The sequence below is a fragment of the Bordetella pseudohinzii genome (assembly GCF_000657795.2).
Lineage (GTDB): Bacteria > Pseudomonadota > Gammaproteobacteria > Burkholderiales > Burkholderiaceae_B > Bordetella > Bordetella pseudohinzii.
Map to the genome: position 1 here is coordinate 266,837 of NZ_JHEP02000004.1, position 23,305 is coordinate 290,141.

Below are 23,305 nucleotides of genomic sequence, written 5' to 3' on the forward strand. Positions count from 1 at the left end.
GTGCGCGTCAGTGTTCGCCCGGGGCGATCCATTTGGATACCGTGGGCGGTTCATAGGCAGCGAAGCGGTCCAGCAGCGCGCTCGCGTCGCTTTCGATGGCGAGCATGGCGCGGTGCTGGGGCCGCATGAAGGCTTCGGCGACGGTGTGATCCAGGAAGCGGGCCAGGTCGTCGTAGTAGCCGGCGACGTTCAGCAGGCCGCAGGGCTTTTGGTGCATGCCCAGCTGGGCCCAGGTCCAGGTCTCGAAGATCTCTTCGAGCGTGCCGGCGCCGCCGGGCAGGGCCACGAAGCCATCGGCCAGTTCGGCCATCATGGTCTTGCGCTCGTGCATGGATTGCACGATGTGCAGCTCGGTCAGGCCGTGGTGGGCGAGTTCTTTCTGCACCAGGCTGGCGGGGATGATGCCCACGGCCTGGCCGCCGGCCTGCATGACCGCATCGGCCACCGCGCCCATCAAACCGACGGCCGCGCCGCCGTAGACCAGGCCGATGTCGCGCTTGACCAGTTCTTGCCCGAAGGCGCGCGCCTGTTCGAGATACTCGGGCTGGCGGCCGCCGTTTGCGCCGCAATACACACAGATTTGTTTCAGAGGCATGGCTGCTAAAGCGGTGGGCCGGCCTGGAGGCCGGCTGGATGAAGAACCGCTCTAGTTTACGCGCCTGCCGACCTCGGCGTCAGGCCGGCGCGGGATGCAGGCGCGAGCGCCGGCCTTGCGCGCCGTCAGTGTGTGGCCTGGCGCCATGCCGCGCATCTTGGCGGCGATGGCGATCAGATGCGGTCGGCCCAGAGGTCGTATTCGTCAGCGTCGGTGACACGCACGCGCACCATGTCGCCGGGTTTGACCGGAGTTTCGCTGGACACATACACACAGCCGTCGATCTCCGGCGCGTCGGCGCTGGAGCGGCCCACCGCGCCGTCCTCGTCGACCTCGTCGATCAGCACATCGATCTCGCGGCCGATGCGGGCCTGCAGGCGGGCCGCCGAAATCGCTTGCTGGTGCTCCATGAAACGCTCCCAGCGCTCCTGCTTGATGGCATCGGGCACCGGGTCGGCCAGGGCATTGGCCGGCGCGCCTTCGACTGGCGAATACTGGAAACAGCCCACGCGGTCCAGCTGCGCTTCGGTCATCCAGTCCAGCAGGTATTGGAAATCCTCTTCCGTCTCGCCCGGAAAGCCCACGATGAAGGTCGAGCGTATGGTCAGGTCCGGACAGGCGGCGCGCCATTGATGGATGCGCGCCAGCGTCTTGTCCTCGAAGGCCGGACGCTTCATGGCCTTGAGGATGCGCGGGCTGGCGTGCTGGAAAGGGATGTCAAGGTAGGGCAGCACGCGGCCATCGGCCATGAGCGGAATGATGTCGTCGACGTGCGGATAGGGATAGACATAGTGCAGCCGCGTCCAGACGCCCAGCTCCGAGAGCGCATCGCACAGCTCCGTCATGCGCGTCTTGACCGGACGGCCATTCCAGAAGCCGCTGCGGTATTTCAGGTCTACGCCGTAGGCGCTGGTGTCCTGCGAGATCACCAGCAACTCCTTCACGCCCGCCTTGACCAGGCGCTCGGCTTCGCTGAGCACATCGCCCACCGGGCGGCTCACCAGATTGCCGCGCATCGACGGGATGATGCAGAAGCTGCAGCGATGATTGCAGCCCTCGGAAATCTTCAGGTAGGCGTAGTGGCGCGGCGTGAGCTTGATGCCTTGCGGCGGCACCAGGTCGACATAGGGATTGTGATCCAGGCGCGGCGGCGCGGCCGTATGCACGGCGCGCACGACCTGCTCGTATTGCTGCGGGCCGGTGACGGCCAGCACGCTGGGATGCACCTGGCGGATGGCGGATTCTTCCACGCCCATGCAGCCGGTCACGATGACCTTGCCGTTCTCGGCCAGGGCCTCGCCGATGGCCTCCAGCGACTCGGCCTTGGCGCTGTCGATGAAGCCGCAGGTATTGACCACCACCACGTCGGCGTCGTTGTATTCGGGCGTGACTTCATAGCCCTCGGTGCGCAGCTGCGTGAGGATGCGCTCCGAGTCCACGAGCGCCTTGGGGCAGCCAAGGCTGACAAAGCCCACGCGCGGCGCGCGGTCATCGCCGCCCTTGCCGGGCTGGCCGGCGCCGCCGCCATAGCCGTGGTCCTTTTCAGGGCGCTGGCCGGTGCTGCTGGGGCCTTTGCCGGCCCGGGATGTTTCCAGGATTTCCAATCTTGTTCACCGTAGGTTCGCGCGCGGCTGGCGGCCGCGTCGCGGGAGTTTTTCAGGCCGGTTCGTCCATGGGCGGCAGGTCGCGCAAGGTCTCCGGATGGCGTATCGCCACCCGCAGCAGGGTCTGGGCCGCGCCCGAAGGGTTGCGCCGGCCTTGTTCCCAATCTTGCAGGGTGCGCACACTGACGCCCAGCAGTTCGGCGAAGTCTGCCTGGGGCAGGCCGACGCGGCTGCGGGCTTCACTGATGCGCGACGCCGGCCACCGCGCGGGACGCTGCGGCGGAGGAGCTGCTTTTTTCATGGCTTGATCTGTTCACGGGCAGGGGGCGTGCCCCCATGGCCTGGGCCGCCGCGTTCGGGCGGCGGCTGAAGTTGCGGGATTATACGGCAATGCCGTAGGGACGGTCCGCGCCATCGGATATATCCCTCGTTGGAATATTCCATGGAAGCTATGATTTCTTGGCAAGCGCAATGGGGATTTGATGGTCTTCGATCCGAGAAGAACCGCTGGTATGAAGTATTCATGCCGCGAGCAGACAAGCTTTACGACGATCATTTAGAACAATTACGCAAGAAAGGGCAGATCGATGGCTCAGAAATTGGCAGTGCTCCGGGCGGCCATGCCGCCAGATTCGTCCATGGCACGATTTGTTCATATTGTGAACAAGCATCCAGACCGGGATTGACCCCAGGACGCGGCGGGCGGCATTGTGGGCGTCCGCCGCGCTTGCGCGGGCCCACATTCCCTGCCACGATGACCGCTGTCCAGGACGTCCCGCTTGCCCGCCAGTTCGTTGATTGGGCGTATGCCCTGCGCGATGAGGCGGCGCCCGAGCCGGTGCGCCAGGCGCTGCGCAATTGTCTTCTGTACAACCTGACCATGGGCCTGGCGGTGGACCCGGCCGATGATCCGCTGGGCGATGTGCTGGCCAGCGTGGCGCGCGCGCCGGGAGCCAGCCGCCTGCTGGGCGGCCGCGGCAGCCGCAGCGCTTGCGACGCGGCTTTCATCAACGCCGGGCTCATCACCGCGCGCGGCCAGAATGACACCCATCCGGAGGTCGTCACGCACATCGGCTGCATCGTCATCCCGGCGGTGCTGGCCTTGGCCGAGGAGGCCGCGCCGGAGGATATCTGGGACGCCCTGTTGCTGGGCTATGAGTTGATTCCCCGGCTGGCGCTAGGCCTGGCCGGGCAAACCAGCCGCCAGGGCTTTCGGGCCACGCCGCTTTATGGGGTGCTGGGCGCGGCCGTGGCCTGTGCCCGCGTGTTGCGCCTGCCGCCGGCGCAGGCGGTGTCGGCGCTGGCCATCGCCACGCAACATGCTTCGGGCACCTTGCAGCCCTGGGTGGACGGCTCGCAGGAGTGGCGCCTGCAAGTCGCCAAGGCCAGCCGCGACGCCGTCAGTTCGGCCCTGCTGGCGCGCGCCGGCATGCAGGGCGCGCCGCGCTGCCTGGAAGGCGGCAGCGGTTTTGCGCGGGCCTATGCCGGTCCGGCGGGTCCGGCGGCCATGGCGGACGCCAAGGCGCTTGCGGACTGGCATTTGCCGCGCATGGCCTTCAAGCCTTATCCGGGCTGCGCCTTCAATCAGGCGCCGGTGCACGCGCTGCGCGCCCTGCTCGCGACGATCGATGCCGGCCAAGTCGTGGCGGTGGACCTGGCCATGCATCCGCTGGACGCGGCGTATCCGGGCATCGATGCCCATGGTCCCTTTGCCACGCCTTCGGGCGCCATCATGAGCGCGCCTTTCATGCTGGCCGCCACGCTGCAGGATGGCCAGCCTGGCATGGCGCATTTCACGGCGCAGTTTGGGCAAGGGCCCTTGCACGCGCGCTCGGCCATGGTGAAGGTCAGGGCCTGCGAGTCGGTGAATCGCTGGGCCTGCCGCCTGTCGCTGACCCTGGCCGACGGCACGGTTCATACCGGCGGCTGCGAGGGCGACTTCGTGCTGGATGCGCGCCGGACGAGGGAGTTGTGCCGGGACGTGGCGCGGGAGTGGCCCGGCGGGCCGGCGGGGTTCGCGGACTTGGCGCGGGCGGTGCGCGGCCAGGACTGGCCGGCATTGCGCGCGGCCGCCTATGACGGCCCCGCTTATGATCGCCCTGTGAACCCTTCGGCCGTCCTTACCTCTCCCATATGACCGCGTCGACCAAAGGCGCCCAGGCGGTGTTTCGCGCGCTCAGCCTGCTGCGCCATATTTCGCATGCCCACCCGCAGGGCATAGGGATCGCCGAACTGGCCGTCCAGGCCGGGCTGGACCGCTCCACGGCCTATCGGCTGGCCTCCAGCCTGGTGGAGTTCGGCCTGGCCGAACGCGATGCGACGCGCCAGTACCGCCTGGGCGTGGAGGCCATGCAGCTGGGCTTGGCCGCCATGCGCTCGGCGCCCGTGGTCGAGCGTCTGCGGCCCATCATGCGCCGGCTGGCGCGGCGCACCGAGGACACGGTTTTCCTGGTCGTGCGCAACGGCGATTACGGCCATTGCCTGCATAGCGAAGAAGGCGCTTATCCGGTCAAGGCGCTGGTTCTGCAGGTCGGCGGCATGCGCGTGCTGGGCATAGGATCGGCCGGCAGCACGCTGTTGTCCACGCTGCCGGACGATGAGATCGCCGCCCTGTATCACCGCCACCAGGACGAGTTCGATCCGCGCGGCCTGAGTCTGGGTGACCTGCGCAAGCTGGTGCAGCAGACCCGCCGCCGGGGCTATGCCGACACCGCCGATCTGGTGGCCGATGGGGTCAGCGGCGTGGGCATGCGCTTCGAGTTTGCCAGCGGCAGCCAGGCCGCGCTCAGTGTCGCGGCCATCCGCAGCCGCATGACGGCCGAGCGCAAGGCCTGGATCGCGCAATTGATCGCCGAAGAACTGCAGCTGGGAGGCGTCATCCCCTCGTTCTCGCGGGCCGGCTGAAGTCTTCGCGGGCGGCAGCCGGACCACGCTATGAGCATCTTGTTCATATTGTGATTAAAGCGTCATGTCGCGCTAACCGTCGCCTGCCTGCCCCCGGCACACTGCTCGCATCACGGCGGACGACACGCCGGTTTTGCGAGGTGACATGGAACTGGGTATCGAGAATCAGGTGGCGTTTGTCACCGGGGCGGCCAAGGGCATAGGCCTGGCCTGCGCGCGGACCCTGGCGCGCGAGGGTTGCAGGGTGGTGGTGGCGGACATCGACGGGGCGGCGGCCGAATGCGCGGCCCAGGCCATCGTCCAGGCCGGCGGCGCGGCGCTGGCCCGGACGCTGGACGTCAGCCGGCCGGACTCGGTCAAGCTGGTGGTGGCCGATGTGCTGGCGAATTGGGGCGGCATCTCCATCCTGGTCAACAACGCGGGGTTTTCGCGCGACAGCGCCATTGCGCAGATGAGCGATGCCCAATGGGCGGACGTGCTCACGGTCAATCTGAGCGGCGCTTTCCATTGCATCCGCGAGATCGCCCCGCTCATGGTCGAGCGCGCTTATGGCCGCATTGTGAACATGGCGTCGCGCGCGCATTTCGGCGATGTCAACAAGGCCAATTATTCCGCCTCCAAGGCTGGCGTCATCGGCATGACGCGCGCCCTGGCCATTGAACTGGGCCCGAGCGGCGTGACGGTCAACGCCGTGGCGCCCGGCATCATCGAGACGGAGCGGCTGCGCAATCTGCCCCAATTCGCCGGCATCGAGGCCCGTTCATTGGCCGGCATGCCCATCAAGCGCATCGGCCAGCCGGAGGAGGTCGCCGACGCGGTCGCCTTCCTGGCCTCGGCGCGGGCCGGCTTCATCACGGGTGAGGTCCTGCACATCAGCGGCGGACGCTACGGCTAGCCATCCCCGGTTTTCTTTCAATCAAAAAAATGGAGACATCATGATCAAACCCATGAGATTGTTCCTGGGCGCCCTGGCCCTATCGCTCGCCCAGGCCGCCAGCGCCGCGTCCTGGCCCTCGCAGCCGATACGGCTGGTCATTCCCTTCGCCCCGGGCGGCACGACCGACATTCTGGGCCGCATGATGGCCGAAGGCCTGGGCAAGGAGCTGGGCGTGACGGTCATCGCCGAGAACATCGCCGGCGCCAACGGCAATCTGGGCGCCCAATCGGTCTTGCGCTCCAAGGCCGACGGCAACACCATCATGCTGGGCACGCCGGGCCCCATGATCGTCAACAAATATGTCTATAAAAACCTCGCCTTCGACCCCAAGACGGCCTTCGCGCCCGTGGCGTTGGTGGCCGAACTGCCCAATGCCCTCATGGTCAGCCCCAAGCTGGGCGTCAACAGCGTGGCCGAGCTGATCAGCCTGGCGCAGAAGAAAAAAGACGGCCTGACGTTCGGCAGCCCCAGCGTGGGATCCAGCGGCCATGTTTCGACGGAGCTGTTCAAGCTGCAGGCGCATATCAGCGCCATGCACGTGCCCTACAAGGGCAGCTCGCCCATGCTGGTCGACCTGATGAGCGGCAATACCGATTTCACCATCGACCAGATTTCTTCGGCGCTGGGCTTTGTGCAGTCGGGCAAGCTGCGCGCCCTGGCCGTCACGTCGCGCACCCGTTCGGCCCAGTTGCCCGATGTGCCCACCTTGCGCGAGGCGGGTTTTCCGGACTACGAAGTGTCGGTGTGGTTCTGCGTGGCGGCGCCGGCCGGCACGCCCAAGGACAGGATAAGCATCCTGAATGCCGCCCTGAACAAGGTGCTGGCCGATCCGGCGGTCAGAGAGCGCATCGCTTCGCTGGGCGCCCGGCCGCTGGGCGGCCCGCCGCAGGATCTGGCGCGCCAGATCCTGGCCGAAGAGAAGAACATCCAGGCGGTCACCCAGGTCGTCACTTTCGAAAACTGATGGATTGCCGCTCATGACTTTGATGAAAGACGTATACACGGGCCGCGTGTCGGCCGGCGATGTCCCGGTCACGTACTACGATTCCGCGCCCGGGGCGGCCGAGGCCAAGACCATCGTGCTGCTGCACGGCACGGGCGGCTCGGCGGAGAACAACTTCTGGGCGCTGTTTCCCATGCTGGCCATGCGTCATCGCGTGGTGGCGCTGGATTTCGTCGATCCCGAGACGCCTGGCGCGCAGGCCTACCTGGATCAGGTGCAGGCCGTGGTGCAGGCGCTGGACGGCCCCGTGCATCTGGTCGGATACTCCTTCGGCGCGGTGATCGGCGCGCTGTACGCCGCGCGCCATGGCGGGCAGCTCGCCTCGCTCACGCTGGTGGCGGGCTGGCTCAAGACGGACGCCCAGCAGCGGCTGCGCAATGACATCTGGCGCAGCCTGTACGAAAGCGGTCACGACGCCCTCGCGCCTTTCTCGGTGTTCACCAATTTCAGCCAGGCGTTTCTCAATGCCAAGAACGACGCCGAACTCGACGCCCTGATCCAGGGCGTGCGCACGGGGCCGGACCGCTCGCGCAAGATGGCCTTCAACCGCGACGTCGATATCGGCGCCGAGGCGGCGGCCATCGCCGTGCCCAGCCTGGTCATCGCCTGCACGCAGGACCAGATGGCGCCCTTGCGCCATTCCCGCCTGTTGTTCGGTAGCATCAAGAACTGCCGCTATGCGGAAATCCATGCCGGCCATGGGGTGGTCCATGAGCGCCCCTCCGAACTCTTCATCATGATAGACAGCTTTGTGCGGCAGCCCGATGGCTGGCCCGCCGGGCATGTCGTCCAGAACAGCCACGCCTGAAGCGGGAGACAGACATGAAAGCCAACCACGCCGCGCCGCGCACCGAAACCGAGGTGCTCATCATCGGCACGGGATTCTCCGGCCTGGGCATGGCCGTGGCGCTCAAGCGCCAGGGCCAGCGGGACTTCCTGGTGCTCGAACGCGCCGCCGACGTCGGCGGCACCTGGCGCGACAACGCCTATCCGGGGGCGGCCTGCGATATCCAGTCCCACCTCTATTCCTATTCTTTCCGGCCCAATCCGCGCTGGAGCCGCGTGTATGCGCCCCAGCCCGAGATCCATCAGTATCTGCGCGACACCGCCCGCGATGAGGGCATTCTCGACCATGTGCGCTTCGGCGCCGAGGTCAGCCGGGCCCAGTGGGACGCTGACTCGGCCGCCTGGCTGGTCGACACCGCCGCCGGCGGCTTCAAGGCGCGCGTGCTGATTTCGGCGGCGGGCCATCTCTCCGATCCCTCGTATCCCGATATCGAAGGCCTGGCCGGCTTCAAGGGCCGCGTCTTCCATTCGGCCAAATGGGACGCCGGCTATGACGTGGCCGGCAAGCGCATCGGCGTCATCGGCACCGGCGCCTCGGCCATCCAGATCGTGCCGGAACTGGCGCGTTCGGCCGAGCGCCTGACGGTCTTCCAGCGCTCGGCGCCCTACATCATCCCGCGCCGCGACCATGTCTATAGCGAGGCGGAAAAAGGCCTCTTTGAGCGTTTTCCGCAAGCCGCCCAGGAGCTGCGCGACGAACTCTTCTGGGGCAATGAGAGCCGCTTTCCGCAGCGCCGCCAGGTGCCGGCCTTCATTGAGCAGATCACGGCCACGGCGCTGAACCATCTGCGTCAGCAGGTGCCCGACGAGCGCCTGCGCCGGAAGCTCACGCCGCATTACGCCATCGGTTGCAAGCGCGTGTTGATCTCCAACGACTACTATCCGGCGCTGCAGCAGCCCAATGTCTCGCTGGAGACGGCCGGCATCGCGCGCATCGACGCCGAGGGCGTCATCCTGAAGAACGGCGAGCGCGTGGACCTGGACCTGCTGGTGGTTGCCACCGGCTTCGAGGCCACCGAGCTGCCCATCGCCCAGCGCATCCACGGTGAAAACGAGGTCTGCCTGGCCGAGCAATGGCGCGGCGGCGGCCAGGCTTTCGCCTGCACCGCCGTGGCCGGCTTTCCCAATCTCTTCATGATGCTGGGCCCCAACACCGGCCTGGGCGCGGGATCCATGATCTTCATGATCGAGACCCAGATCAACTACATCCGCGGCGCGGTCGATTTCATCTTTGAACGCCAGGCCGTGGTCAATCCTGACGCGGCCGCGCAGCAGGCCTATGTCGAGAGCATTTACCGGCGCAGCGCCGGCACGGTCTGGGTGGAGGGCGGCTGCAGCAGCTGGTATCTGCATCCGCAAAGCGGCAAGCTCACCGCGCTGTGGCCGGATTTCATGACTCAGTTCCGTAAGGAGAACGGCAGTTTTTCGCCTCAAGGGTATCGGATCAGCCGCCTGGCGGAGGGCGCATGAGCGCCCGCGTCGCCGTGGTCGGCGCCGGCCTCATGGGGCACGGCATTGCCCAGGCCTTCATGGTCGCGGGGTTTGACGTCTCCATCTGGGATCCGCTCGAAGCGGCGCGCGCCTCGGTCAAGACGCGCATCGCCGAGCACCTGGCGCTGATGGGCCTGGATGCGCCAGTACAGGTCCGGGTCTGCGAGACCCTGGCCGACTGCGTGGCCGGCTGTGATCTACTGGTCGAGGCCGTGCCCGAGAAAATGGAACTCAAGCGGGCCTTGCTGGCGGCCATCGACGCCATCCACCCGGACTGCATCATCGCCACCAATACCTCGGTGCTGCGCATCAGCGAGATCGCCGAGGGCAGCGCGCGGCCCGAGCGGGTCGTCGGCACGCACTGGTGGAATCCTCCCTACCTGATCCCGGTGGTCGAGGTGGTGCGCGGCGAGAAGACCCGCGAGGAGGTCGCCGAGCGGGTTTCCGGCTGGCTCCGGCAGGCGGGAAAGACGCCGGTGGACGTCTACCGCGACGTGCCGGGATTCGTGGGCAATCGCATGCAGTTTGCCTTGATGCGCGAGGCCGCCTATCTGGTCGAGGAGGGGATTTGTTCTGCCGAGACCGTGGACCTGGTGGCCAGGTTGACCTTCGGCCGCCGCTGGGCCGCGGTCGGTCCGCTGCGCAATGCCGATTTCATCGGCCTGGACCTGACCTGCAACATCATGGATTATCTCTCGCCCAGCCTGTCGGATGCCAAGGCCGCGCCGCGGCTGTTCCGCGACAAAGTCGCGGCGGGGCAATTGGGCGCCAAGTCCGGCAGCGGCGTCTACGAATGGGAAGGCTCGGACCGCGACGAGACGGAAAAACAGCTGCTGCGCCATCTCATCGCCGCCCAGCGCGGCAATCGCTGACAGCCAAGGCGCCGCCAGGCGCCTTGGCCCTCATTCCAGCGTGACGATGCCGGCCTGCTGGATGACGGCATCCCATTTGGCGCGGTCCTGCGCCATGAAGCTGCCGAATTCCGCCGGCTGGCTGAAGCTGGGCTCCAGGCCCATGTCATAGAAGCGCTGCTTGAGCTTGGGATCTTCGGCCATCTTGGCCAGCGAGCCGCCCAGGGTCGCCACGACTTGGTCGGGGACTTTCGCCGGCACGACGAAGCCCAGCCAGGGCGTGGCGCTGAAATTGACCACGCCGGACTCGCCCACTGTCGGCAGCTCGGGCAGCAGCGCGGACCGCTTGGCCGTGGTGACGGCCAGGGCGCGGACCTTGCCGCCCTCCAGAAAGGGTTTGGCCGCCGCCACATCGACAAACATGAAGTTGACCTCGCCGGCGGCAATGGCGCTCAGGGCCGGCACGCTGCCCCGATAGGGGATGTGATTGGGGCGCACGCCGGCATTGGTCGAGAAGAGCTCGCCTTCCAGGTGATTGGAGGTGCCGGGCCCGGAGGAGCTGTAGTTGCCCTGTTTGCCGTCGCCGGCCTTGAGAAACTTCACCAGGCTGGCGACGTTGTCGGCGGGCAGGCCGGGGGCCACCACCAGCAGGTGCGGCACGGCCGCGAGCAGCGACACGGGACGGAAGTCTTTTTCCGGGTCGTAGCCGGCCTTCTCCTTGTAGAGCGCCGGCGCCACGGCAAAGGTCGAGGCCGCCATGAGGATGGTGTAGCCGTCAGGCGCCGAGCGGGCCACATAGTTGGTGGCGATGGTCGTGCCGGCGCCGGGTTTGTTGACGACCACGACCGGCACTTTGAGGTCATCCTGCAGTTTCTCGGCCACCAGGCGCGCCATGACGTCGGTGACGCCGCCGGGCGAGAACGGCACGATGATGTTGATGGGCTTGTCGGGATAGTTGGCGGCCTGGGCGCAGGCGATGGGCAGGGCCAGGGCCGCGGCGAGCAGGGTGGGGCGTAAGCAGCCAAGCGTCATGTCTTCCTCCTGAGGATGTTGTTGTGGTGTGTTCAGCCGCCGGATGGTCTGTCGCCGGTTGGGGGAAAGCGGCTGTTGAGCAGGGCCCATACGCTGTCCAGCGTCGGGGCCGGGATGCCGAGGTGGGCGGCCATGCGGGTGAGGATGCCTATCAGCGCCTCGCCTTCGAGCGGCCGGCCGGCCAAGGCGTCTTGCAGCATGGAGGTGCGCGCGTGGCCAGCCGATTCGGCCTGGCGCAAGCGGCCTTCCACGCCCTGGGATTCCTGGTAGCCCAGGGCCTGGCCCACGGCCATCAGCTCGCCGATCAGGCGTGCGCACAGCCGGCGCAGGCCGGGCTCGGTCAGCATCTGGTGCATGGTGGCCCGGGCCAGCGCGCTGACCGGATTGAAAGCGGCGTTGCCCAGGAGCTTGTTCCAGATATCGGCTTGTATGTGCTCGCTCGTGCGGCATTGCAGGCCGCTGGCGTTGATCGCGGCGGCCAGCTTGTGCAGGCGGGCGCCGGGCCTGCCTTCGATCTCGCCCAGGGCCAGGCTGTCGCGCCCGCCTTGCTCGACATTGCAGGCGTCGCGCATCTGGGCGGGGAAATAGACCACGGCGCCCATCAGGCGCTCGGCGGACATCGGCGGAAAGCCGCCGTAGAACTCGCCCCAGTCGCGCCGCCCGCGCAGCAAGGGGTGGCTGCGCAACAGCCACCAGGGCACGCCGTTGACCATGGGCACCAGCGGGCTGCCCGATGGCAAGCTGGGCAGCAGCGCGGGCAGGTCGTATTGCTTCACGCACAGCAACACGGCGTCCCAATCGCCCTCCGGCCTTGACAGCAGCGGGATCGCGCGCGTGCCGAGAGGGCGGCCGGCGCGCCACAGCGTCAAGCCCTTGTCCTCGATGGCCGCCTTGCGCGCGCCGCGCGCCAGCAGCGCCACATGGGCCGGGGTGCCGCTCAGATGCCAGGCGAGGGTGGCGCCCACGGCGCCGGCGCCGATGATGAGGATGCGCGTCATTGGCGGTACTCGGGCTTGAGGCGGTCGAGCATGCGCAATAGCGGCGGCCAGTGCTTGTCGCGCGATGGCCGGCCGGGCCGGTCGAATTGCGCGGCCACGCGGGCCGCCACGGCGTCCGGGGCCTCGATCAGCGGCCCGCCGCCGGCCTGCGCCGCGACCTGTATCTGGCAGGCCCGCTCCAGGTAGTACATCTGGTCGAAGGCATCGCTGATGGTGTCGCCGCAGACCAGCAGGCCATGATTGCGCAGGATCATGGCGTTGTGCGGGCCGAGGTTGTGCGTAATGCGCGCCTGCTCGTCCAGGTCCAGCACCACGCCTTCGTAGTCGTGGTAGGCCAGCTTGCCGTAGAAACGCATGGCATGCTGTGACAGCATGCGCAGCCCCGCGGCCTGGGCCGATACCGCGACGCCAGCCTGGGTATGCGTGTGCATGACGCACAGCGCGTCGTGGCGCCGGGCATGGATGGCGCTATGAATGACGAAGCCCGCCTGGTTGATACCCAGGCCCGTCGGGTCCAGCAGGATATTGCCGTCGAGGTCGACCTTCACCAGATTGGAGGCCGTCACTTCGTCGAACATCAGTCCATAGGCGTTCAACAGAAACTGCCCCTCGCCGATGCGCGCCGAGATATGCGTGTAGATATGGTCGGTCATGCGATGCAGCGCCGCCAGCTGATAGGCCGCGGCCAGGGCCACGCGGGTCTGCCATTCGTCCTCGGAGACGTGTTCGCGCACGGAATTCATATCTGTCTGCTGGCTCGGAGAAAGGGGGATGCCGGCATTGTGCGAACTTGTTATTCATAAATCCAAGCAAAGTTGTTTATCGAAAATCATCAATTGCATTGATGTATAGTCGGCGCCATGACCCGCCCCAACCTCATGCATGCGCAGACGCTGTGCTGGATCGCCCAGTTGGGCACGTTTGCCGCGGCGGCCGAGCGCATGCACACGACCCAGCCGGCGATTTCGGCGCGCATGAGGGAGCTGGAGACCGCCCTGGGCTATCCCTTGTTCGAGCGCCGCGGCCGGCGGCAGGAGCTGACTTTGCAGGCGCGGCGTTTTGTCGAACGTGTCGCGCCGCTCTTGCATCAGGTCGAGGCGGTCTTCAACGACACGGAAGCCGCGGTCCAGCCCGCCGGCACCGTGCGGCTGGGCCTGGGCGAGGTGTCCATGACCTGGCTGGGCGCTCTCATTCCCGCCTTGCGGCGGGCCTTGCCCCGCGTCACTTACGAGATCGAGCTGGATCTGGGCGTCAAGCTGCGCGAGCGGCTGGCCGAGGGCACTCTGGACGTGGCGCTTATCGCCAATAGCCACGAGCATCCCGACCTGGCGTATACGCCTTTGGGCAAGGTGCCCATGGTCTGGGTCTGCGCGACATCGCTGCTCTTCACGGCCGACGGACGCGGCCGCCCGCTGGATGAGCTGCTGCGCCGCGAGACGCTGTGGTGCGTGTCCAAGCCTTCGGATTTTTTCGCGCCGGCCTATAACGAGTTGCGCGCGGCCGGCGCCGATATGGGCAATCTATGCGCCTGCAACAAGCTCAAGGGCCTGATCGACGCGGTGACCGCCGGCGGCGGCATCGCGCTGTTGCCCAAGACCATGGTGGCGCGCCAGCTGCAGTCCGGCGAGCTCGCCCTGGTGCCCGGCAACCTGGCCGGGCAGACCCTGGACTTCGCCATCGCCGTGCACCGCAATCAATCCCAGCCCGCGGTGCTGGGCTGGGTGGCCGAGCTGCTGCGCTTGTCGCGCTTGTCGCCTATCGGCGCGCCGGCGCTGGCCTAGCGGCCGGCCGGCTTCTGGCGTGGACCAGCCAGGCCAGCGCGCACAGCACGCCCCAAAGCAGGCAGGCCAGCGGCCAGCCGCCGGTCTGCCAGGCCAGGCCGGCGCTCCAGGAGCCGGCCGCCGCGCCCAGGAACATGCCGCTCATGTACAGCGTGTTCAAACGGCTGCGCGCTTCCGGGCGCAGGGCATACACCACATGCTGGTTGGAGATCATGGCGGCCTGCTCGCCGATGTCCATCAGCAGAATGCCCAGCACCAGGCCGATGAGACTGCCCCAGGCGCCCAGGATGGCGAAGGACAGCAGCATGAGGAGGGCGCCCAGCGCGATCACGGCGTGGGGGCCGCGCCGGTCCGCGATGCGGCCGGCCAGCGGCGCCATGAGGATGCCGGCCGCGCCCACCAGGCCCATCAGGCCGGCGACGTCGGCGCCCAGGCCGTATCCTTGCTCGAGGTGCAAGGCCAGGATGGTCCACATGCCGATGAAGGCGCCGAACAGCAGCGCCTGCACGCGGGTGGCGCGGCGCAATTGCGGCTCCGCTTTCCAGAGGACGAGAAGGGAGCGCATGAGTTCGCCATAGCGATGCGTGGATTGAGGCTGGCTATGCGGCAGCCTGGCCAGCAGGACCAGCCACATCAGCCCGCAGGCGATGGCGCCCAGGCCGAACGCGGCGCGCCAGCCCCAGTATTCGCCGGCAAAGCCGCCGACCACGCGCCCCAGCAGGATGCCGCAGAGCAGGCCGCTCATCACGGTGCCCACCACTTGGCCGCGGCGTTGCGGCTGGGCCAGCTCGGCCGCGAAAGGCACGATTTGCTGGGCCACGGAGCCGGCCATGCCGACACAGGCCGAGATCAGCGCGGCGGCCCAGGCGCTGGGCGCCAGGGCCAGGCCGACCAGCGCCAGGCACAGGCCGGCGGATTGCCACAGGATGAGATGGCGCCGGTTCATGCGGTCGCCCAGCGGCACCAGCAGGAACAGGCCGCAGGCAAAGCCCAGCTGGGTCGCGGTGGGGATGAGGTTGACGATGGCCGCATCGGCGGGAAAGGCCTGGTGCAGCAATTCCAGGAGCGGCTGATTGAAATAGATATTGGCGATGAAGACGCCGCAGGCGGCGGCCAGCGTCATCAACAGGCCGCTTTCCAGCATGGCCGGGGCAGGGGTGGGCGGGGCTTGGGTGGTGGCGGCGCGCATACAGAGGTCAGGCAAAGGCGTGAGAGGCGGGACTGGATTATGAGATGGCCTCTTCTTGCAGGGAACACTAATATCTGCAAGGTATCCATTCAAATTTGCAAGGATGACCGTGAACCATCGTCCCGATGACATGGCCTTGTTCGTGGCCGCGGTCGACCAGGGCAGCCTGTCGGCCGCAGCCCGGCTCACGGGGCTGTCCCTGGCTTCGGTGAGCCGCCACATGAGCGCGCTGGAAAACCGCCTCGGCACCCGCCTGCTGGTGCGCTCCACCCGCAAGCTGCTGGTGACCGACGCCGGGCGGCGCTATTACCAGGCCGCCAAGCGCCTGCTGGCCGAAATCCATGAGATGGAAGCCGGCCTGAGCGTGGAGGCCACCGAGCCCGTGGGGCGTTTGCAGCTCACCGCGCCCATTCTGTTTGGCCGGGTGCATCTGCTGCCCCTGCTGGCGCACTTCCTCGTGCGCTATCCCCAGGTGAGCCTGGATGTCTCGCTGATGGACCGTCCGGTCAATCTGCTCGAAGAAGGCATCGATATCGCGGTGGTGGTGGGCCAGCAGCCCGACTCCAGCCTGGTGGCTCGCAAGCTGGGGGCTATCCGATGGGCATTGGCCGCCTCGCCCGGCTATCTCGCCAGCCGCGGCGAGCCCGCCTGCCTGGCCGACCTGGCGCATCATGACGGGCTGGTCTACAGCCACTACGCCAACGAACAGGAATGGCAGTTGCGCGACGGCGATCAGCCGGCCGCGGTGCGGCCCAGGGTGCGCATGCGCGCCAATGTGCTGGACGGCGTGGTCGCCGCGGCGGTCGAAGGCGAGGGCATCGTCCACGCGCCGGCCTGGGCCATCGCCGACGATGTGGCCGCGGGCCGCTTGCGCATCGTGCTGCCCGAGTGCGAGACGCCGCCGCGTCCCATATATGCCTTGCTGACGCATCAGCGCCTGCTCGCCAGCCGGGTGCGTGTCCTGCTGGACTATCTCAGCGAGTCATTGGCGCGCCAATCCTTCGCCTGAGGCGCGCGCGGCCTCAGGGGCCGCCGCGCCGGTAAAGCGCCAGCGTGGCGGCCAGGCCGATGAGGGTGGCGCCGCACAGGCGGTTGAGCCAGCGCAGCCCGCGCGTTCGCAGGCCGCGCGCCATGCGCCGGCCCAGGCCGGCATAGGCCGTCATGGCCAGCAGATTGAGCACGGCCAGCGTGGCCGCCAAGGCCAGGTATTGCGCCAGCAGCGGCGCCCGCGTGTCGATGAACTGCGGTAGGAAAGCCGACATGAACAGCAATGCCTTGGGGTTGGAGAGGGCGACCAGGAAGCTGCGCGCGAAAACCGGCCCCATCGGCGGGCGCGCTTCGTCCTGGCCCGCCGGCAGGACCAGGGCCGCGTCCTGGCGCAGCAGGCGCCAGCCCAGATAGGCCAGATAGAGCGCGCCGACCCACTTCAGGGCCTGGAAGGCGGCTTCGGAGGCGGCCAGCAGCATGCCCAGGCCGCCGGCGACCATGGCGACCAGCACCATGTCGGCCAGCACGGCGCCGGCCATGCCCCAGCAGGCCACCCGCAAGCCGTGGCGCGCGCCATTGCTCATGGCCAGCAGGACGGTCGGCCCGGGCGTGGCGATGATCAGGCCCGAGGCGAAGACAAACAGGGTCAGCGTGGTCAGGTTCATGGCGGGCTCCGGCTAGCTGGCAGTGTGCCGCGAGCGGCCGGATGCGTCCAGCGGCTACCATAGCGGCTATTGAATATGGAATTTCGCATGGCTTCTGCTTCCGAGGCGGGCAATCTGGCCCCGCCGCTCTCCGCTGTCCTCTTGTCCGCCGCCGCCGCCGTGCAGGCCGTGGACGAGGGCCGCTCCCTTACCGAGGCCCTGGCCGAGACCGAGGCCGCGCTGCGCCCGGCCACCCAGGCCGTGTCGTTTCACGCCATGCGCTATATGGGGTGGGCCGACACCCTGGCCAACCGGCTGGTGCCGCGCGCGCCCGCGCCGCTGGCCGGGGCCTTGCTGCGCGTGGCGCTGTCCCTGCTCAAGCAATCCGACCCGCCCGGCCAGGCCGTGCCCGGCATGCCGGTCTATGCGCCGCACACCGTGGTGGACCAGGCCGTGACCGCCGCGGCCGGGCACAAGCGCCTGGCGGGTTTCAAGGGCTTGATCAACGGCAGTCTGCGGCGTTTTCTGCGCGAGCGCGAGGCCTTGGAGGCCGCGCTGGCCAACGATCCCGTGGCGCGCTGGAACCACCCCCAGTGGTGGATCAAGGCGCTGCGCCAGGCCTATCCCCAGCAATGGCAATCCCTGCTGGCGGCGGCCAATGTGCCCGCGCCGCTGACGCTGCGCGTGAACCGCCGCCGCGCCAGCCGCGCGCAGGCGGCCGAGGCCTTCGCCACGGCTGGCGTGCCGGTGCGCGAGACGGGCGAGTTCGGGCTGGTGGTGCTTGAGCCCCGGCCGGTCACGCAACTGCCCGGCTATGCCCAGGGCTGGTGGTCGGTGCAGGACGCCGGCGCGCAATTGGCCGCGCCGCTGTTGCCGCTGGCCGACGGCATGCGGGTGCTGGACGCCTGCGCCGCGCCCGGCGGCAAGACGGCCCATATGCTGGAGATTGCCCGGCTCGATCTGCTGGCGCTGGACGCCGATGCCCGGCGGCTGGAGCGCGTGGGCCAGAACCTCGAACGCCTGGGCCTGGACGGCGCGCGGCTGCAGGCCGGCGACGCGGCCGACCCCGACAGCTGGTGGGATGGCCGGCCTTTCGACGCCGTGCTGGCCGATGTCCCCTGCACGGCATCGGGCATCGTGCGGCGCCACCCCGACATCCGCTGGCTGCGCCAGGCTTCCGATGTGGCCCGCACGGCGGCCTTGCAATCGCGCATTGCAGACGCGCTGTGGCGCGTCGTGGCGCCCGGCGGGCATCTGCTCTATGTGACCTGCTCGATTTTTCCCGCCGAAGGGCAGGCCCAGGCGCGGGCCTTTGCCGCGCGCCACGCCGATGCCGAGGCGCTGCCCGCGCCGGGCCAGTTACTGCCCGTTGCGGTGGATGCAACACCGGAGTCGCAGCATGATGGTTTTTTCTATGCCCTGTTTGCCAAGCGGCGCTGAATCGCCAAGAATAGGGACAAAGCATGCCCCGATAGAAAGTCCATGATTGTTCGTCTAATTGTCGCCTTCTTGCTGGCTACCGCCCCTTTTTGGTTTGAAGAGGGAGGGCGGGCGTTTGCCTCCGAGCCCAAGGTGGTGACGATAGACCCGGTCATCCACGACGCCCGCCTGGCCCTCAACGCCGACGTGGACTTTCCGCTCAACGACCAATTGCGCGACGCGGCCCAGCGCGGCCTGCCCCTTTATTTCACCGCCGACCTCAAGATCACCAAGGCGCGCTGGTGGTGGTTCGACCGCAGCATCGTGGACACCAGCATGACCTGGCGCGTGAGCTACAACGCCCTGACGCGCCAATGGCGCGTGGGCCAGGGAGAGCTTTCCCTCAATGTCGCTTCGCTCGACGACGCCATGGACGTGGTCAGGCGCATCCGCGATTGGCGCGTGGCGCAGGCTGCTGAATTCGAAGCGGGCGAGGTGTATAACGGGCAGCTGCGCGTGCGCCTGGATACCTCCCTGCTGGCGCGCCCCTTCCAGGTCAACGCGCTCAACAGCAGCGCCTGGGCGGCGGGCACTCCCTGGCGCGAGTTCTCTTTCACCCTCACCGAACCGGCGCGGGATCCCTCATGAGAGTCTTGTTGCGGCTGGCCTTGATCATCGGGGCCATCAGCGGATTGTCCCTGCTGGCCCTGCTGGCCTGGTCCACGGGCAATGCCTCCCGCCTGGCGCAGTACTACGACGTGCTGCTCATCCTCAATGGCGTGTTCGCGCTGGCGATGTTCGTCTGGGTCGTGGCCCTGACCGTGCGCCTGGCCCGCCAGATACGGCGCCGCCTCTTTGGCGCCCGCCTGACGGCGCGCTTCGCCCTGGCTTTCGCCTTGATCGGCGTGGTGCCCGGCGCCCTGATCTACACGCTGTCGGTGCAATTTCTGTCGCGCTCCATCGAGTCCTGGTTCAACGTCCGGGTCGACAATGCCCTGGAAGCCGGCCTGAACCTCGGCCGGGCGGCCCTGGACTCCCAATTGGCCGACCTGGATGCGCGCGCCCGCGCCATGGCGTCCGAACTTAACAACCTGACCGACGCCGATATCCCGCTGGCCCTGACCCGGCTGCGCGAAGCCAATGGCGTGCAGGAAGCCCTGGTCTTTACCGGCAGCGGGCGTCCGCTGGCCTTCTCCACCAATAAATTCGGCCAGCTGGTGCCGCCCACGCCGCCGGCCACCGTCCTTAACCAGCTCAAGCTCGCGCGCGGCTATTCGGCCGCCGAGGCCGATGACCCCGGCATTCCGGGCGCCGAGGATGGCCTGCATCTGCGCGTGGTGATTCCGCTGAACACCCCGGTGCGCTTTGACAGTTCGCTGGCCGGCGCCGGCGAGCCGCGCTGGCTGCAATTGATGCAGAGCGTCCCCGAACAGATCGCCCACAACGCCAATCGCGTGCAGCAGGGCTTTCGCGACTACCAGGAGCTTGCGCTGTCCCGCCTGGGCCTGCGCAAGCTCTACGGCATTACGCTGACCCTGGCCCTGCTGCTGGCGGTGTTCGCGGCCATCGCCGTGGCGTTGTCGCTGTCCAAGCGGCTGGTGCGGCCGCTGCTCACGCTGGCGGCCGGCACCCAGGCGGTGAGCGTGGGCGACTACCGGCCTCTGCCCGAGCCTCCCGAACGTGACGAAGTCGGCCAGCTGACGCGCTCCTTCAATGCCATGACGCGCCAGCTCGACGAGGCGCGCCAGATGGTCGAGAGCAACCGCCGCCAGCTCGAACGCTCCAACGTCTACCTGGAGAGCGTGCTGGCCAATCTGTCGTCCGGCGTGCTGGCCTTCGATGAGGCCTTCCGGGTGACCACGGTCAATCAGGGGGCGCAGAACATTCTGCAAGCCGATCTGCGCTCGGTCATCGGCCGGCCGCTGGAAACCGTGGACGGGATGCTGGAGTTCGCGCGCATCGTGCGCGAAGCCTTTTCGGCCCATGCCGCGGTCGGTTCCGAGCGCCAGCACTGGCAGCAGCAGTTCGAGATCACGCCGGCCGAGGCCGGCGCCCAGCCCATCATCCTGCTGGCGCGCGGCACCCATCTGCGCGTCGACGGCCGCGGCAACGGCTATCTGGTGGTGTTCGACGACATCACCGAGGTGATTTCCGCCAACCGCACCATGGCCTGGGGCGAAGTGGCGCGCCGCCTGGCCCACGAAATCAAGAACCCGCTGACGCCCATCCAGCTGTCGGCCGAGCGCCTGGCCATGAAGCTGGCCGGCCGCCTGCCGCCGGCCGAGGCCCAGATGCTGGAGCGCGCCACCAATACCATCGTCAACCAGGTGGGCTCGCTCAAGCAGATGGTGGATGATTTCCGCGAATACGCCCGCACGCCGCCGGCGGTCATGCAGCCCATCGACTTCAATGGTCTGGTGGCCGATGTCCTGTCGCTGTATGGCTGGGACCCCGTCGACGGGCAGGCGCGCAATGGCGGCCCCCGGCTGGAGGTCGATCTGGCCCAGGGCCTGCCCGTCATCGAGGGCGACCTGACCCAGTTGCGCCAGGTCATCCACAATCTGCTGGCCAATGCCCGGGACGCGGTCAACGACCGGGGCGACAAGGCGCAGGTCAGGGTGATTACCCAGCTGACGCATATTCCGCATTCAGATGGGTCGGAAACTGCCGCGGTCCGGTTCACGGTGGCCGACAATGGCTCGGGCTTTCCGCCGCAAGTGATGCAAAGGGCTTTTGAGCCCTATGTCACGACCAAGGCCCACGGCACCGGGCTAGGATTGGCAATTGTGCGTAAGATCGTGGAAGAACATGGCGGACGCATCGACATCGCCAATCGCAAGGAAGGCGGCGCGAGGGTTTCCATCTTGTTGACCCGCTTGGCGAGTGCGTCCGATACTATGGACGGGACCTTGCAACAAAAGCATAATGCGGCTACGCAATAGGTGAAAGGTTTATGGCCAGAATTCTGGTGGTCGACGACGAAGTTGGCATTCGCGAACTCCTGTCCGAGATTCTTTACGACGAGGGACACACGGTTGAGTTGGCGGAAAACGCGGCGCAGGCCCGTGCCGCGCGGCTGCGCTCGCGTCCGGATCTGGTCTTGCTCGACATCTGGATGCCGGACACCGATGGTGTCAGCCTCCTGAAGGAGTGGGCTTCCCAGGGTCTGCTGGACATGCCCGTCATCATGATGAGCGGTCACGCGACCATAGACACCGCCGTGGAGGCCACGCGCATCGGCGCGATGGACTTCCTCGAAAAACCCATTACCTTGCAGCGCTTGCTCAAGACCATCGCCGCCGGCCTGGCGCGCGGGCGCCTGCCGGCCCCGGTCGCCGCGCCAGTGGTCAGCGCCACGCCGGCCATCGCCCTCGAAGACGAGCTGGATCCTGTCCCGGCCCTGGCCCACCCGGCCATGGGCGAGGCTCCCGCCTCGGGCAATGGCCAGCTGGGCAGTATCTCGCTGGATCAGCCGCTGCGCGAGGCGCGCGACGAATTCGAGCGCATCTATTTTGAATACCATCTGGTGCGCGAGAACCACAGCATGACGCGCGTCTCCGAGCGCACCGGGCTGGAACGCACCCACCTCTACCGCAAGCTCAAGCAACTGGGCATCGAGTCCGCGCGCAAGCGAAGCTCATGAAAATCCTCATCGTGGGCGCCGGCCGCGTTGGAACCAGCGTGGCCGAAAACCTGGTGTCCGAGGAGAACGACATCACAGTGGTGGACGTTCAGCCCGGCCAATTGGGCTACCTCCAGGAGCGCTTCGATCTGAGGGTCATGCAGGGCGATGCCACCCAGGTCTCCGTGCTGGAGGCCGCCGGCGCCGCCGACACCGATCTGCTGATCGCCTGCGCGGCGGCCGATTCGGTCAACATGGTGACCTGCAAGATCGCCCGGCAGCTGTTCAATGTGCCGCGCCGCATCGCCCGCATCCGCGCGCCGGAGTTCGCCGATCATCCCGAGCTCATGGGCGACGAGGGCTTTTGCATCGACGCCCTGATCAGCCCCGAGCGCAGCGTGACCACCTATCTGCACAGCCTCATCGAGTTTCCCGAGGCGCTGCAGGTCGTGGAGTTCGCCGAAGGCAAGCTGAGCGTGGTGACCGTCAGGGTGGGGCATGGCAGCCCCATGGCCCATACGCCGGTGGACCGCCTGCGCGAGGTCTGGCCCGATGTCACGGCCCGCATCGTGGATGTGCTGCGCGACGGCCGGCCGTTGCATGCCGGCCTGGGCACCGTCATCGCTCCGGGCGACGAAGTCATCCTGGTGGTGGATAGCCGCCATGCGCGCCGCGCCGTGCGTCAGCTGCGCGAGGCCGAAAAAACCGTGCACCGCGTCATGATCGCCGGCGGCGGCAATATCGGCCTGCGCCTGGCGCGCGAGCTGGCCGACGAGAACTACAGCGTGCGCATCATCGAACGCAACGAGAAGCGTTGCGAATACCTGGCCGCCGAACTGCCGTCCAATGTGCTCATCCTGCATGGCAGCGGTACGGATGAATCCCTGCTCGAGCGCGAAAACATCCAGGACATGGACACCTGGCTGGCGCTGACCAGCGACGACGAGGACAACATCATGTCCTCCCTGCTGGCCAAGCGGCTGGGCGCGCGCAAGGTGATCTCGCTCATCAACCGGCACGCCTATGGCGAACTCATGCAGGGCAGCCACATCGATATCGCCGTGTCGCCGTCGCAGGCCACCATGAGCGAGCTGCTGCGCCATGTGCGCCGGGGCGACGTGGTGGCGGTGCACCGCCTGCGCCAGGGCGTGGCCGAGGCGCTGGAGGCGGTGGCGCATGGCGACCGGGCCACCTCGCGCGTGGTGGGCCGCCGCGTGGGCGACATCCGCCTGCCCAAGGGCGCCTCCATAGGCGCCTTGGTGCGCGAAGACGAAATCCTGCTGCCCGACGCCGAGACCATGATCGAATCGGGCGACCACGTCATCGTTTTTGTCCCGACCCGCCAGCAGATGGCGCGCGTGGAAAAGCTCTTCCAGGTATCGGCGTCTTTCTTCTGAATCCT

General features: G+C 67.6%; 22 protein-coding genes. 14 read left to right on the forward strand and 8 right to left on the reverse strand.

Going from position 1 to position 23,305, the window contains the following annotated elements:
* Window positions 1-7: 7 nt before the first annotated feature.
* The 3 genes from L540_RS07795 to L540_RS07805 all read right to left on the reverse strand — a co-directional run bounded on the left by L540_RS07795 (window position 8) and on the right by L540_RS07805 (window position 2,500).
* A complete protein-coding gene (locus L540_RS07795) occupies window positions 8-595 on the reverse strand; it encodes an LOG family protein (RefSeq protein WP_043206963.1) in 588 nt (195 codons plus the stop codon).
* Between the two features lie 173 nt (window positions 596-768).
* Window positions 769-2,070, reverse strand: coding sequence for a 30S ribosomal protein S12 methylthiotransferase RimO (gene rimO, locus L540_RS07800; RefSeq protein WP_043207363.1), 1,302 nt, complete (start codon window positions 2,068-2,070; stop codon window positions 769-771).
* 181 nt (window positions 2,071-2,251) lie between these two features.
* Window positions 2,252-2,500: a helix-turn-helix domain-containing protein gene (locus L540_RS07805; protein WP_043206961.1), complete on the reverse strand. Its 249-nt coding sequence runs from the start codon at window positions 2,498-2,500 to the stop codon at window positions 2,252-2,254.
* A gap of 453 nt (window positions 2,501-2,953) precedes the next feature.
* Between L540_RS07805 and L540_RS07810 the strand changes: the two genes are divergently transcribed.
* The 7 genes from L540_RS07810 to L540_RS07840 all read left to right on the forward strand — a co-directional run bounded on the left by L540_RS07810 (window position 2,954) and on the right by L540_RS07840 (window position 10,252).
* Window positions 2,954-4,336 (forward strand): MmgE/PrpD family protein, encoded by a 1,383-nt coding sequence (locus L540_RS07810; protein ID WP_048026166.1) that lies wholly within the window; start codon window positions 2,954-2,956, stop codon window positions 4,334-4,336.
* The gene (locus tag L540_RS07815; RefSeq protein ID WP_043206958.1) at window positions 4,333-5,103 is read left to right on the forward strand and encodes an IclR family transcriptional regulator; all 771 of its coding nucleotides are present in this window, start codon (window positions 4,333-4,335) and stop codon (window positions 5,101-5,103) included. The genes L540_RS07810 and L540_RS07815 overlap by 4 nt, the downstream gene beginning before the upstream one ends.
* Before the next feature lie 145 nt (window positions 5,104-5,248).
* A complete protein-coding gene (locus L540_RS07820; RefSeq protein WP_043206956.1) occupies window positions 5,249-5,998 on the forward strand; it encodes an SDR family NAD(P)-dependent oxidoreductase in 750 nt (249 codons plus the stop codon).
* Between the two features lie 40 nt (window positions 5,999-6,038).
* Complete coding sequence (locus L540_RS07825) at window positions 6,039-7,004, forward strand: Bug family tripartite tricarboxylate transporter substrate binding protein (protein ID WP_043206954.1); 966 nt, start codon at window positions 6,039-6,041, stop codon at window positions 7,002-7,004.
* Window positions 7,005-7,017: 13 nt separating this feature from the next.
* Window positions 7,018-7,851, forward strand: a complete 834-nt coding sequence (locus L540_RS07830; protein WP_043207360.1) for an alpha/beta fold hydrolase — start codon at window positions 7,018-7,020, stop codon at window positions 7,849-7,851.
* A gap of 14 nt (window positions 7,852-7,865) precedes the next feature.
* Entirely contained in the window at window positions 7,866-9,359 is a 1,494-nt protein-coding gene (locus L540_RS07835; protein WP_043206951.1) for a flavin-containing monooxygenase, read from the forward strand.
* Window positions 9,356-10,252 carry a 3-hydroxyacyl-CoA dehydrogenase family protein gene (locus L540_RS07840; RefSeq protein WP_043206948.1) on the forward strand — a complete coding sequence of 299 codons (897 nt, stop codon included), beginning with the start codon at window positions 9,356-9,358 and terminating at the stop codon, window positions 10,250-10,252. The genes L540_RS07835 and L540_RS07840 overlap by 4 nt, the downstream gene beginning before the upstream one ends.
* Before the next feature lie 30 nt (window positions 10,253-10,282).
* Here the strand turns inward: L540_RS07840 and L540_RS07845 are convergent, their stop codons facing one another.
* From L540_RS07845 to L540_RS07855, 3 genes are read right to left on the reverse strand one after another with little or no spacing between them, the layout of a single operon-like run.
* On the reverse strand, window positions 10,283-11,263 hold the full coding sequence (locus tag L540_RS07845; protein WP_048026167.1) for a tripartite tricarboxylate transporter substrate binding protein: 981 nt from the start codon (window positions 11,261-11,263) through the stop codon (window positions 10,283-10,285).
* Between the two features lie 32 nt (window positions 11,264-11,295).
* Window positions 11,296-12,261: a ketopantoate reductase family protein gene (locus L540_RS07850; RefSeq protein WP_043206946.1), complete on the reverse strand. Its 966-nt coding sequence runs from the start codon at window positions 12,259-12,261 to the stop codon at window positions 11,296-11,298.
* Entirely contained in the window at window positions 12,258-13,004 is a 747-nt protein-coding gene (locus tag L540_RS07855) for a class II aldolase/adducin family protein (RefSeq protein ID WP_043206944.1), read from the reverse strand. The genes L540_RS07850 and L540_RS07855 overlap by 4 nt, the downstream gene beginning before the upstream one ends.
* A gap of 117 nt (window positions 13,005-13,121) precedes the next feature.
* On the opposite strand from L540_RS07855, the gene L540_RS07860 reads away from it, so the two are divergent.
* Window positions 13,122-14,042 (forward strand): LysR family transcriptional regulator, encoded by a 921-nt coding sequence (locus L540_RS07860; RefSeq protein WP_043206942.1) that lies wholly within the window; start codon window positions 13,122-13,124, stop codon window positions 14,040-14,042.
* On the opposite strand, the gene L540_RS07865 is transcribed toward L540_RS07860, so the two are convergent.
* The gene (locus L540_RS07865) at window positions 14,017-15,231 is read right to left on the reverse strand and encodes an MFS transporter (RefSeq protein ID WP_048026169.1); all 1,215 of its coding nucleotides are present in this window, start codon (window positions 15,229-15,231) and stop codon (window positions 14,017-14,019) included. The two genes, L540_RS07860 and L540_RS07865, sit on opposite strands and share 26 nt — an antisense overlap.
* Window positions 15,232-15,340: 109 nt before the next feature.
* Between L540_RS07865 and L540_RS07870 the strand changes: the two genes are divergently transcribed.
* Window positions 15,341-16,240: a LysR family transcriptional regulator gene (locus L540_RS07870; RefSeq protein ID WP_231584757.1), complete on the forward strand. Its 900-nt coding sequence runs from the start codon at window positions 15,341-15,343 to the stop codon at window positions 16,238-16,240.
* 13 nt (window positions 16,241-16,253) lie between these two features.
* On the opposite strand, the gene L540_RS07875 is transcribed toward L540_RS07870, so the two are convergent.
* Entirely contained in the window at window positions 16,254-16,883 is a 630-nt protein-coding gene (locus L540_RS07875) for a LysE family translocator (protein WP_043206937.1), read from the reverse strand.
* 87 nt (window positions 16,884-16,970) lie between these two features.
* Here L540_RS07875 and rsmB point away from each other — a divergent pair, with 87 nt between their 5' ends.
* From rsmB to trkA, 5 genes are read left to right on the forward strand one after another with little or no spacing between them, the layout of a single operon-like run.
* Entirely contained in the window at window positions 16,971-18,302 is a 1,332-nt protein-coding gene (gene rsmB, locus L540_RS07880; protein ID WP_043207358.1) for a 16S rRNA (cytosine(967)-C(5))-methyltransferase RsmB, read from the forward strand.
* Window positions 18,303-18,344: 42 nt separating this feature from the next.
* Window positions 18,345-18,929 (forward strand): DUF4390 domain-containing protein, encoded by a 585-nt coding sequence (locus L540_RS07885; protein WP_043206935.1) that lies wholly within the window; start codon window positions 18,345-18,347, stop codon window positions 18,927-18,929.
* Window positions 18,926-21,223 (forward strand): sensor histidine kinase, encoded by a 2,298-nt coding sequence (locus L540_RS07890; protein WP_043206932.1) that lies wholly within the window; start codon window positions 18,926-18,928, stop codon window positions 21,221-21,223. The genes L540_RS07885 and L540_RS07890 overlap by 4 nt, the downstream gene beginning before the upstream one ends.
* A gap of 11 nt (window positions 21,224-21,234) precedes the next feature.
* A complete protein-coding gene (locus tag L540_RS07895; protein ID WP_043206930.1) occupies window positions 21,235-21,924 on the forward strand; it encodes a response regulator in 690 nt (229 codons plus the stop codon).
* A complete protein-coding gene (gene trkA, locus L540_RS07900) occupies window positions 21,921-23,300 on the forward strand; it encodes a Trk system potassium transporter TrkA (protein WP_043206928.1) in 1,380 nt (459 codons plus the stop codon). Before L540_RS07895 ends, trkA begins: the two co-directional genes overlap by 4 nt.
* Window positions 23,301-23,305 lie beyond the last annotated feature (5 nt).